The organism is Streptomyces laculatispora (assembly GCF_017353455.1).
GTDB classification, from domain to species: Bacteria; Actinomycetota; Actinomycetes; order Streptomycetales; family Streptomycetaceae; genus Streptomyces; species Streptomyces laculatispora.
This window is the reverse complement of record NZ_JAFMPZ010000177.1, coordinates 1-11445: the sequence shown is the minus strand read 5'-3', so window position 1 is coordinate 11445 and position 11445 is coordinate 1. Positions and strand designations below refer to the sequence as shown.

10 protein-coding genes and 2 pseudogenes are annotated in these 11445 nt (G+C 72.2%); 2 read left to right on the top strand and 10 right to left on the bottom strand.

The window, feature by feature from the left end; genetic code table 11:
- Nucleotides 1-705 (top strand): maleylpyruvate isomerase N-terminal domain-containing protein (locus J1C73_RS10285; protein WP_207316063.1); only part of this gene is annotated, 705 nt, incomplete at its 5' end.
- A 118-nt stretch (nucleotides 706-823) separates the two neighbouring features.
- On the opposite strand, the gene J1C73_RS10280 is transcribed toward J1C73_RS10285, so the two are convergent.
- Complete coding sequence (locus J1C73_RS10280) at nucleotides 824-1894, bottom strand: alkene reductase (protein WP_207316062.1); 1071 nt, start codon at nucleotides 1892-1894, stop codon at nucleotides 824-826.
- A gap of 157 nt (nucleotides 1895-2051) precedes the next feature.
- Here J1C73_RS10280 and J1C73_RS10275 point away from each other — a divergent pair, with 157 nt between their 5' ends.
- The gene (locus J1C73_RS10275; protein WP_207316061.1) at nucleotides 2052-2537 is read left to right on the top strand and encodes a MarR family winged helix-turn-helix transcriptional regulator; all 486 of its coding nucleotides are present in this window, start codon (nucleotides 2052-2054) and stop codon (nucleotides 2535-2537) included.
- Nucleotides 2538-2586: 49 nt separating this feature from the next.
- On the opposite strand, the gene J1C73_RS10270 is transcribed toward J1C73_RS10275, so the two are convergent.
- The 9 genes and pseudogenes from J1C73_RS10270 to J1C73_RS10230 all read right to left on the bottom strand — a co-directional run.
- Entirely contained in the window at nucleotides 2587-3648 is a 1062-nt protein-coding gene (locus tag J1C73_RS10270) for an aminotransferase class V-fold PLP-dependent enzyme (protein WP_207316060.1), read from the bottom strand.
- Nucleotides 3649-3740: 92 nt separating this feature from the next.
- Nucleotides 3741-4460, bottom strand: a complete 720-nt coding sequence (locus J1C73_RS10265) for a DsbA family oxidoreductase (RefSeq protein WP_207316059.1) — start codon at nucleotides 4458-4460, stop codon at nucleotides 3741-3743.
- Nucleotides 4461-4621: 161 nt separating this feature from the next.
- Complete coding sequence (locus tag J1C73_RS10260; protein ID WP_207316058.1) at nucleotides 4622-5341, bottom strand: hypothetical protein; 720 nt, start codon at nucleotides 5339-5341, stop codon at nucleotides 4622-4624.
- Between the two features lie 182 nt (nucleotides 5342-5523).
- Nucleotides 5524-8067 carry a Tox-REase-5 domain-containing protein gene (locus tag J1C73_RS10255; RefSeq protein WP_207316057.1) on the bottom strand — a complete coding sequence of 848 codons (2544 nt, stop codon included), beginning with the start codon at nucleotides 8065-8067 and terminating at the stop codon, nucleotides 5524-5526.
- Nucleotides 8068-8194: 127 nt separating this feature from the next.
- Nucleotides 8195-8686, bottom strand: a complete 492-nt coding sequence (locus tag J1C73_RS10250) for a GNAT family N-acetyltransferase (protein WP_207316056.1) — start codon at nucleotides 8684-8686, stop codon at nucleotides 8195-8197.
- Between the two features lie 140 nt (nucleotides 8687-8826).
- Nucleotides 8827-9621, bottom strand: a pseudogene (locus J1C73_RS10245) (pectate lyase family protein); the annotation flags it as partial.
- Between the two features lie 321 nt (nucleotides 9622-9942).
- Nucleotides 9943-10500, bottom strand: coding sequence for a flavoprotein (locus tag J1C73_RS10240; RefSeq protein ID WP_207316054.1), 558 nt, complete (start codon nucleotides 10498-10500; stop codon nucleotides 9943-9945).
- 190 nt (nucleotides 10501-10690) lie between these two features.
- Nucleotides 10691-11263, bottom strand: a complete 573-nt coding sequence (locus J1C73_RS10235) for a DUF1349 domain-containing protein (protein WP_207316053.1) — start codon at nucleotides 11261-11263, stop codon at nucleotides 10691-10693.
- Nucleotides 11260-11445: pseudogene (locus tag J1C73_RS10230) on the bottom strand (aldehyde dehydrogenase (NADP(+))); the annotation flags it as partial. The pseudogene J1C73_RS10230 and the gene J1C73_RS10235, both read right to left, overlap by 4 nt.

The following is an 11445-nucleotide window of genomic DNA, read 5'->3' as shown; positions in this document are numbered from 1 at the left end:
CCGGAGGGCAACGAGTTCTGCGTGGAGTGCAGTGCGCGTGAGCGGGCGCTGCTGACCGGGGCGCGGCTGCCGGTCACGGCGGACGATGTGACGTCTGCGGTGCGGCTGGCCGTGGCCGCGCTCAAGGAGGCCCCTGCGGCCGACTGGCACACCCCGGCGGGGACGCTCACCTGGACCTGCTGGGAGACCGTGGAGCATCTGAGCGACGACCTCTTCGCGTACGCGGGCCAACTGGGCCCGCAGTCGCCGCCGTTGGACCGGGACGTGCCGTTCCACTGGGCCGTGCGCCGCGAGGGCGGACCGGCCAACGCGATCTTCGCCGACCCGGCGGCCGGTACGCCGGGCCTCTTGCAGGCACTGGAGGCCACCGGGTCCATGCTGGCGGCGATGGTCCGCTCGACGGCCCCGGAGGTCCGCGCCCACCACAGCTACGGGATCTCCGACGCGGAGGGATTCGCCGCGATGGGCATCGTGGAGACCCTGGTGCACACCCATGACCTCGCGGCGGGGCTCGGCGTCGGCTGGACGCCGCCCGCCGACCTCTGCGACCGGGTGCTGGCCCGGCTCTTCCCGGACGCCCCGGACGACAGTGACCGGTGGACCGTACTGCTGTGGTCCACCGGCCGCGCGGATCTGCCGGGCCGTGAGCGGGTCACCTCGTGGAAGTGGCACGGGGCACCGCTGGAGGAGAACCCGCAGCCGTAGCCGTGGCCCCGGACCGCTACCGGTGGGAGAACCAGTTCGCCGCCCTCGCCTCCCGGCCGGCGCTGACGACGATCCGTCACCGGTCAGCCGGCCGCGGCGGTCGGCCGCCGTTCGGTCCTCACGCGCCCAGCGCCGGGTAGTCCGTGTAGCCGCGGTGGTCGCCCCCGTAGAAGGTCGCCCGGTCCGCGGCGTTGTAGGGGCCGCCGGCCCGCAGCCGCTCCGGCAGGTCCGGGTTGGCCAGGAACAGTGCTCCGTACGAGATGACCGACGCCACGCCCTCCTCGATCAGGGCCAGCGCCTCGGGTCCGGTCGGACCCTCGCTCGCCGGGTTGAGGACGAGCGTGCCGTTGAACTCCTTGCTCAGTGTCCCGGTCAGCGCGCGGTCGTCGGCCTTGCCCTCGACGATGTGCAGATAGGCGAGCCCGAGCGGTTCGACGGCCTGCACCAGCGCCCGGTACGTGGCCTCCGGCGCGGGCTCGTCGATGTCGTTGAACGGGTTTCCGGGCGAGATCCGGATCGCGGTGCGCGCGGCTCCGATCTCGGCGGCGACGGCGCGCACCGTCTCGGCCGCGAACCGGATGCGGCCCTCCACGGAGCCGCCCCAGGCGTCGGTGCGCAGATTGGAGTTGGGCGCGAGGAACTGGTGGATCAGGTAGCCGTTGGCACCATGCAGCTCCACGCCGTCGAACCCGGCGTCCACCGCGTTGCGCGCGGCGGTCACGAAGTCGGCGATGGTGGCCCGGATCTCGGTGCCGGTCAGCTCGCGCGGGGTGACGAAGTCCTTCGGGCCCTCGTGGGTGAAGACCTGCCCCGACGCCGCGACCGGGGAGGCGCCGACCGGGGTGAGCCCGTCGGGCAGCAGGACCGGGTGGCCGATGCGGCCGGCGTGCAGGAGCTGCGCGAAGATCGTGCCGCCCTTGTCGTGCACGGCGTCGGTGACCCTGCGCCAGCCGGCGACCTGTCCGTCGCTGTGCAGCCCGGGTGTGCCGGGGTAGCCCTGTCCGACGGCCGAGGGCTGGACGCCCTCGGTGACGACGAGCCCGGCCGAGGCACGCTGGGCGTAGTACTCGGCGGTCAGCTCCGTCGGTATACCGCCCTCGCCCGCCCGGCTGCGGGTCATCGGTGCCAGGGCGATGCGGTTGGCGAGCTGTGCGCCGGCCAGGTCCAGCGGATCGAATGCGGTGGTCATGGAGAGCCTCCGAAGATTTACATGGTCGGCCAAGTATCTGCGACGCGTGCCACTGTAGCGCATTACTTGGCCGACCAAGGTAAAGTCGTGGGGAAGCCCCGGTACCCGCGGCGCGACCGCCGCGGGGGCCCGCCGCACACCATCCCGAGGAGTCCCGATGACGTCCGACCCCGCCTGTACCGAGCTGCCGAGCGCCGCCCGGGGCGGCCCGGTCAGCCATGCCGTGTCGCGCCTCGCGCGGCTCCACCGGATCGCGGCGGGCAAGCTGCTCAAGAGCGCGGGCCTCTACCCCGGCCAGGAATTCCTGATGATGTACCTCTGGGACGCGGGCGCGGTGCGCCAGTCGGAGGTGATCAAGGCCGTCGATCTCGATCCGTCCACGGTCACCAAGATGCTCCAGCGCCTGGAGCAGTCCGGACACGTCCGCCGCAGCCCCGACCCGGCCGACCGCCGGGCCGTCCTGGTCGAGGCCACCGACAACAGCTGCGCCCTGCTCTCCGACGTGGAGCGGGCCTGGACGAATCTGGAGGAGCACACCCTCGCGGGCCTGGACAGGGGCGAGCGCGAGGAGCTGGCCCGGCTGCTGGCCAAGGTCGAGGGGAACCTCTGCCGGGAGGCGGCTGACTGCCCGGAGAACGGCTGACCGCACTCGCGGGCGCCGGAGAGCCCGCGAGAGTCAGGGAGTCAGGGAGTCAGCCGGACAGTACGTCCAGTGCGCGGTCCACGTCGGCCTCGGTGTTGTACAGGTGGAAGGCGGCCCGCAGATTGCCGGCCCGGTTGGAGACCATCACCCCGGCCCGCTCCAGTTCCGCCGCGCGGTCCCCGAGTCCGGGCACCGCGACCACGGCCGTCTCCCCCGGCACCGCCACACGCCCCAGCCCGGCCAGACCGGACCGGAAGCGGGCCGCCAGCCCGGTGGCGTGGTCGTGAACGGCATCGATGCCGATCTCGTTCAGCAGCGCGAGGGAGTGCTCGGCACCGTGGTACGAGAGGAACGCGGGCGGCTCGTCGTAGCGGCGGGCGTCGGGCGCGAGCTCGGCGACCGGCCCGTAGGTGCTGCCCCACCGGTCCTCGGCACTGACCCACCCGGCGAAGACCGGCCGCAGGGACTGCTGCGCCTCCTCGGTGACGGTGAGGAACGACGCGCCGCGCGGGCAGAGCAGGAACTTGTAGCCGCCCGCGACCGTGTAGTCGTACGCCCCGGCATCGAGCGGCAGCCAGCCCGCGGACTGAGTGGCGTCCAGGAGCGTACGGGCCCCGTGGGCGGCGGCCGCGGCCCGCACCGCAGCCAGGTCCGCGAGCCGGCCGTCGGCCGACTGCACGGCGGAGAAGGCGACGAGCGCGGTCCCGGGGCGCACCGAGTCGGCCAGCTCCGCCAGCGGGACGTACCGCATCCGCAGATCCTCGCGGACCGCGAACGGGGTGACGACCGAGCTGAACTCCCCCTCGGGCGCCAGCACTTCGGCCCCGGCCGGGAGCGAGCAGGCGATCAGCCCGACATGGACGGCGACCGAGCTGCCGACCGCGACCCGGCCGGCCCCCACACCGGCGAGGCGCGCGAAGCCCTCCCTGGCCCTGTCCGCCGCCTCGAAGTCACCGGCACCGTCCCGGCGGCCCGTGGCGTTCTCCTCGGCGAGGGCCTTCACCGCGTCGACGGTCCGGCGGGGCAGCAGCCCGCAGCTCGAGGTGTTGAGATAAGCGGTCTCCGGCGCGAACTCGGCGTCGACCGCACGGCTGAGCGAAGAGATCATCATGCGCCCAGCCTGAAGCCCCCTTAACTCATAGTCAATCGCGCATAGTTAAGGGGTATCTCCAAGCAATGCTTATGCGTGCAGGCGACCGGAGGTCAGCCGTTGCCGCCTGCCGACGGAACCTCGCACGCGCCGTCGGTGTCGCACGCCGCGGCGTCCCCGCCGATCGCGGTCAGCGGGCGGTCCTGCCACGCCTGCTCCAGGGCCTGGGCGAAGACCTCGGCGGGCTGGCCGCCGGAGATCCCGTACCGCCGGTCCAGCACGAAGAACGGCACTCCGTTGGCACCCAGCTCGGACGCCTCCCGCTCGTCGGCCCGCACCTCGGCCGCGTACGCCTGCGAGTCGGCGAGCACCGCGCGCGCCTCGTCGGCGTCCAGACCGGCCTCGACGGCCAGCTCGACCAGTACGTCACCGTCGAAGACGGACCGCTCCTCGGCGAAGTTCGCCCGGTAGGCGAGGTCCAGCAGCTTGTCCTGACGGCCGCGGGCCTTGGCCAGGTGCAGCAGCCGGTGGATGTCGAAGGTGCTGCCGTGGTCGCGCCCCTCGGCGCGGTAGCCGAGCCCTTCGGCGTGCGCGTTGGCCGCGACGTTCGCCTCCATGGAGCGCGCCTCCTCGGGGGCACGCCCGTACTTCTGCGCCAGCATGTCGATGACCTGCACGGTGTCGCCCTTGGCACGCCCCGGGTCGAGCTCGAAGGAGCGGTGCACCACCTCGACCTCGTCGCGGTGGGCGAACCCCGCCAGGCCCTTCTCGAAACGGGCCTTGCCGATGTAGCACCACGGGCAGGCGATGTCGCTCCAGATCTCGACGCGCATGACTCTTCTTCTCTCCAGGCTCTCGGGGCGGCCGCTCACGCAGCACGGAGGGACCCTCCGCTCCCTGGGGAACGCTTGTCCGGGCCCTGGTCATTCCCCGGGTCTCTCCTCCTCGCACCGGGAGGCCCGCACCCGGAAGGCCCGGCTGCGGGAAGGTCCGGCTACAGGTAGGTCCGGTTCATCGGACGGGGAAGCGGTTCCAGCGCACCGGCGTCACGGAGGCGCACATAGGCGTCCACGACGGCCTCGATGTCCCCGGGCGGTGCGATGTCGAGGAGCACGCCCTCTCCGGCCGGTTCCTCGCGGGCCACGCCCACCCCGTCGGGGACCAGGGCCGCACGCCCCGGGGAGAGGTAGCCGAGCCGGCCGACGCACAGCTGGGAAAGCGTGTAGTCATAGCCCGCGTCGTCCTCCAGGGCGTCGAGCAGGTCGTCGTCGGTCACATCGCCGATGTCCGGCTGCCAGACGTCCGCGATCAGTGCGAGAAGCGCGGCTTCCGGGACCTCGGCGCCGTCCGGCGAGAGCACCGTCAGCACGACCGCCTGGGTCACGTACTCCGATTCGCCGCCGCCCCGTCCGGAGATTTCGATCTCCCAGCCCGGCCCGCCCCTGCTCGTGAGGCTCAGGCCGGCCCCGTCCGAGGTCTGCGGGGAGTCGTGATCGGCCTGCAGCGCGGCTCCCAGTTCCGCCTCATCGGGCCGCAGTTGCGTGGGACGGCCGGACCCGTGGTGCTCGGTCCAGGTCCACGGCTGCCCCGCCGGGGCGGAACCCGCCGCCGGGAGCAGTGCGGGAAGCGCGTCCAGCATGGTCTTCCAGCGACCCGCGAGCTCCGGGATCGACTCCTTCCGGGGTCCCCAGAAGCCCCGCACCACACGTCGCATGTCCTGCCTCCACCGTTGTGAGCCGTCGTAGGTCCCGCCCGCAACCGCACGTGCGGACCGGCGCGCCCAGGCTAAGGGATGTCCCGTGATCCCTGGCGGGCGCGCGACCACAGCTGCGACATCCCGCCGCATGGCCGCGACGCCCGCGTCCACCCAGTACGCGGAGGACTGCGGGCCGGACCTCAGTCGAAGGCCCCGGGCTTCCTGGTGCTCTTGGCCGGGTTCTGCTTGCTGTAGACGACCTTGATCGGAAGTCCCTTGTCACGGAACGCCTTCCGGGCCGCCTTGGCGACGTCCGGGTCGGAGAAGTGCCATTCGACCGCACGCCCGCCGGAGGCGCTCACCTGCTCCGCCGCCTCCTTGATGAACTTCTCCCGGCCGGAGTCGGTGAGCGTTCCGCTGTCCCCCTTCTTCAGATAGCTCTTGTAGCCGTTCTTCGCCTCCAGGAAGGTCTGCCGGCCGGAGTCCCAGCCGTCGTACTCCACCGGCGGCTTGCCCTCCTTGGGGTTGGCGACGATGTACTCGTTGCCGCGCTTGGTGCCGGTGATCTGTTCCTGGTACCGCAGCCAGGACTCGTTCTTCCAGTTGGGCTTGGGGTTGCGGTCGCGGCTCCCCCAGTACCCGTCGCCGGCGTCGGCGGAGCCGAGCTCCCGGTCCTTCAGGTCCTTGGCCCAGTCCGGGGAGTTGTAGTTGCGCGGGTCGGAGGTGTCGTTGCGCTTGGCGTCCGGCCACGGCTTCTTCTTCTCCAGCGCCTTGGCGGCGCGGTCCTTCTCCTCGGCGCGCTTCTTGTCCGTCCAGGCCGCACGTTCCTGGTCGCGGGCCTCCTTGGCCTTGGCCTCGGCCTCCTTGTCGCAACCGCTGTCGGCGAGGACCACACGGTCCGGCGGGCCCGCGGCGAGCACTCCGGTCCCGGCCCCGGCGACACCGGAGCCCGCGTAGCGGGTCAGGGGGCCGAAAGCGATGGTGCAGCCGGTCTTGCGGGCCGAGTCCTCGGCCTTGTCCGCCGCGTCGTCGGCCTCCTTCGCCGCCTTGCGGGCGCCGTTGACATCTCCGGCCTCGGCGGCCTTGCGGGCCCTGCGCGACGCCTTGCCCGCGTCCTCGGCGGCCTCCGCCACATCGGCGGCGATCTTGCCGATCTTGCCGAGCCTGCTGGTCTTGCCGACGACCTTCGCGACGTCGTACCCGGGGATGAAGAGGGACCCGACGTTCCACACGACGTCCGTGACGGCCCGGGTCTTCTGCCCGTTGTTCCACCGTTCGCGCACGTCGTCGCCGACGAACATGTCGTCGCCGACCTTCACCACGGTGTTGAACGACGCCTTGCCGTAGTCCCACGCCGAGCCGAAGTAGTCGCCCTTGCTCCACTTGTTCCCGGCGTCCTTGGTGTCGTCCATCCACTGACTGCCGAGCTGCTTGCCGTAGTCGGCGATGCCGGACCACGTCGAGGGCTTGAAGAGGTCGACGACCCCGGTCACATCGCCCCAGACACCGTCCACGGCGACGCCCTTGACGACCTGCGTTCCGCGGTCCCAGGCGCAGCCGAAGAAGCCCCAGCCGCCGCAGTCCTCCTTCTTCTCCCCGCCGCCTTCGCCGGAGTCCCCCGCGTCGTCCTCGCCGGGTGCGGAAACGTCGTCGTACTCGGCCTCGGGCTCGGCGGCGGTCTCGGGATAGGTGTCCGTGCCGGGCCCGTCGGGACCGGCCGTACCACCCGATTCGCCACCACCCGATTCGCCACCACCGGAGTCGCCACCACCGGAGTCACTGCCGCCCGAGTCGCTGCCGCCGGAGGAGCCGGAGTCGGAGGAGCCGCCCGTCCCGCCGGTCGTCGTGCTGCCGTCGGTGGTTTCGCCGTTCGCACCGCCGCTGCTGCCGTCCGTGCCGCCGGTTCCGCTCGCCCCGCCCGTGCCGGTCGACCCGCCGGTGCCGCTGGACGCGCCGCCCCCGTCCGCGCCGCCGACGACCGTGGCGCCCGGGTCGGCGCCACCCGTATCCGCACCACCCGTATCCGTACCACCGGCATCCGCACCGCCCACGTCCGCGCCACCGGCCGAGTCACCCGCGTTCACCGAGTCGCTGCCGGTGCCCGCCGCCGGGCAGGACGTGCCCGTGAGCGAGCAGATCGCGGCCTGGATGCGGCCCGTGATCTGGCCGCCCACACCGCTCAGCAGCAGGGCACCGATGATGGCCACGACGACCATGACCAGTCCCAGGTACTCCAGGGAGGACTGTCCCCGGTCGCGACGCCACGTGATCATGTGGGCGAAGGAGAACTCCGGCTGGTTCTCCCGCTCCCGCTCCGGCATGCGGAACCAGGCACGGCTCTCCGCCCGGGTCAGGAACACCAGGATGAGCACCGGCAGGAACACCTGCGTGAAGCCGTGCACCGATCCGTCGACGGCATTGGCGGCGCCACCGAGGATCAACCACACCTGTACGGCGACCAGTCCGCCCCACACGCCCCTGCCGCCGGTCCACACGCGCCGCGACAGCAGCCACCCCACGACGCCCGGAACGGCCCCGTACAGCAGCAATCCGAGGACGACACCGTCCACCGCATCGGCGGCGAGCGCGGAGCCGAACAGGCCGACGGCTCCCAGCAGCGTCGCACCGAAGAGGACGTGCAGCAGCAACCGGGCCGCACCCATGGCGCGCGGCAGTGCCCGCCGCCCGGATCCGGGTGCCGGCCCGACGCCTCCGTACGCGGATATGCCACCAATCGCAGACATGCCCAGTTCCCCCAACTACGCAGCCCGTGCCCGGGATGACGACTTCCCCCTGGGACCCACCGTCATGGGCCCCAGGGCCCGGCTCCGGTCCCAATGGCGCCGGGACTCAGTGACGCCGGGGAGCCGGTCAGCGCGGCGGGTGCGGGGCGGCCGGAACCGCCAGGCGCAGCACCAGATGGGTGCCCGCGCGGGGGCGTGCCGGATCGGGGGCCCAGCCGTGGGCCACGTAGAACGACTGGGCGCGGGTGTTGTGGACGAACACCTCCAGGCGGGCTTCCAGCACCCCGTCCCGCTGCCAGGCCGCCACACACGCGGCGTGCAACCCGGTCCCGATGCCCTCGCGCCAGTGGGCCGGTGCCACATGGAGCTGGGTGAGGTGCGTGACGCCGTCGCGTACGGAGTGGGCCGCGATTCCCGCGAGGACGCCGTCCCGTTCGGCGCAGAGCACGGTGGCGTCGTCGCGGTCCATGGCGCGCGCCCAGCCGTCCCGGCTGCGGCCGACCTCCTCGGAGCCCGCGTACTCCTCCTCCGGGAGGTGGCCTCGGTAGTAGGTGGCGCGCGCCTCGGTGTGCAGGTGGACTATCGCGTCGAGATCGGCGGGCGTAGCAGTTCGGATCATGGTGAAGAGGACGCGCCGGGCCGTCCGGAGGTTGCGGCCGGGTCCACCCTCGGGCGTGCTCAACGCGGCGCCGCCCGGCCCGAGATGGCGGACCGTGCCCCCCCGGTGGGGCGGGGCCCGGTCCGCCGGCGATCGGGGATGGTGGTGATGGCGACCCCGGTGCTGCGGAAGACGTTGTTCTCCACCAGCATCTGCGCGCCCATCCGGGAGTGCACTGCCGTCGAGGCGCCCACGACGTAGTTGTCGTAGAAGTGACCGGTGCCGAAACGGAGGCTGGGGATACGGGAGTTGATGTTGTTGAAGTAGTTGTGGTGGTAGGTCACATGGAGATGGCCGGTGTCCTCGCTCGCGTTGCTGTCGCTGTGGCCGACCAGGCTGCCCTTGTAGTGGTCCTTGAAGGTGTTCCAGGAGACGGTGACCTGGTCGGAGGCGTGGGTGATGTCGAGCAGACCGTCGTAGTAGTCCTTGTCGTGGTCGCGGTCGGCGGAGAAGGTGTTGTGGTCGATCCACACCTTGGTGGACTTCTGCACGGTGATCCCGTCGGCGGGGGCCACCGGCTTGCTGATGTTGAGGTTGCGGATCACGATGTTCGTCGAGTTCTTCAGGCGCAGCCCGCCACCGGTGAACCCGGAGGACGAACCGACGCCCAGCACCGTGGTGTTGGAGCCGACGTCGACCTGGCCGCTCAGCGAGATGATCCCGCTGACCTTGACCGTCTTGGCGGCGGTGCCGGTGACGGCCGTCTTGAACGCGGCGAGGCTGGTGACGGTCACGGCGGAGGAGCTGCCGCCGCCGGTCGTGCCGGCCCCGTAGCCCACCGGGGCGGATTCGGCGGCCCCGGCGGAGCCCGGAAGCATGGCGACGGCGACGACGGCGACTGTTCCGGCGGCGAGGGCCGTGAGGCTGCGGCTCCGGGTGCGGAGGTGGGTGCGCATGATGTCCCTTCGGTACGACGACGTGCGGGGAGGGTGCTGTACTGAGCGGCTCGAACGCGGCTCGGTGCGTCCGTTTGGCGGCCGCTGTCCCTCTGTTGTCGTCGCCGGGGAGCCGGGGGTTGCCGGGTCGGGGACGTAATTTTTGCACTGCGAAGGGGAGTTGGTTCGGTCCGTGGTAGCGGCTCGACTCCCCGCAGGACGCGGAGCGCTCGTCCGCCGACGATACGGACTCTGTTCACCGGCATCTTGAGGGCCACCAGGACTCATAGCGACCGCGGTAGCACCAGGTGCTACCAGGTGGCATCATCACGGCGCTGCTGATCAGGCCTGCGCGGACAGCCTCGGGGTGAGCAGTTCCAGCGCTTCCTCCCAGCGGAAGCGGCCGGCCCCGCCGCCGGCCTTCGGTGAGTGGGGTTCGTACGAGCCGATCATGACGCCCATTGCGCGCAGCCGGTCCAGACTCAGCCGGTACGCGGGGTGCGCGGCCTGGGCCGAGTTCAGGTGCGGGAGGACGGCGGTGGGGATGCCCAGGCCGTACGCCTCGCACAGGATGCCCACGGCCAGGGTGTCGGAGATTCCGGCCGCCCACTTGTTGATGGTGTTGAACGTGGCCGGGGCCACCGCGATCGCGTCGGGGGGCGGGAGCGGTCGCGGGTCACCGGGTGCGCGCCAGGCCGAGCGGATCGGGTAGCCGGTCCGGGCCTCCACCGCCGCCGCGTCGATGAAGCCGAGGCCCTGCGGGGTGGCGACGACGCCCACGTCCCAGTTCGCCCGCTGGGCGGCCGTGATCAGCTCGGGGACGTCGCCGGCGATTCCGGCCGCGCACACGACGACGTACAGGAAGGGCTTCTTGGTCTGCGGGCCAGGCTGATCGCTCACGCGGGGCTCCCGGTCGACGGCTGAGGTGAAGCGGTTCCCGGCAGGGTACGACGGCGGTCGTGCGGGGAAGCCACCTGCCCTCTGCGCGGCGGCCGTCCGGGGGTGCGCCGCCGCCTGTGGTCGTGCCGCGTGGTGCAGGTCCGTCAGGACAGCACCACGCGGCACGGACGAGCCCGCGGCGGGGCTCGCGTCAGCTGCCGTCGCGGAGGTCGGCGAGGCCCGTCGGGCGGAACGCGATCCGGTCGAAGGAGGCCTCGCAGCCGTCACCCGTGGGTGACTGGACCAGGAAGCCGACGGACGCGGCGGCCGCCTGCTCCGGGGTGCCCAGGGCGAAGACGCGGACGAAGGTCCACTTCTCGCCGTCGGCGGAGGCGTGGCAGGCGAAGGCGTTGCCGGTACGGCTCAGCCGCAGCCAGTGGCTGTCGCCGTCCACGACGGAGGAGTTGACGTCGTCGGAGTGGCCACGGGTGACGACGGTGCAGATGGTGGGGCGGTCCGGGGAGAGCTCCAGGCAGATCTTGGCCCACTCGCGGTCGCCGACGTGGAGGTAGAGGACCCCCGCGTCGAAGGCGGCGGCGAAGCCGACCCGCACCCGGGCGATCAGCTGGAAGTCGCCCTCCGGGGCGGCGGCGCCGCCCGGCGGGACGAAGCGGTCCTGCCGGGCGCCCGCGCGGGCGGTCAGGGTGCCGTCCTGGTAGCTCCACCCGGCCGCGGGGCCGAACGGTTCGAGGCCGAAGGGGAGTTCGGGAATTCGAAGGGTCATGCGCGGCGTCCGTCCACCCGGCGCGGCAGGCCCTGCGGGTTGTCCTCGCGGAGCTCCGGCGGGAGCAGGGCCTCGGGGGTGGTCTGGTAGCTGACCGGGCGCAGCCAGCGCTCGATCGCGGTGGCGCCGACCGAGGTGGAGGTGGAGGTGGAGGCCGGGTAGGGGCCGCCGTGCTGCTGGGC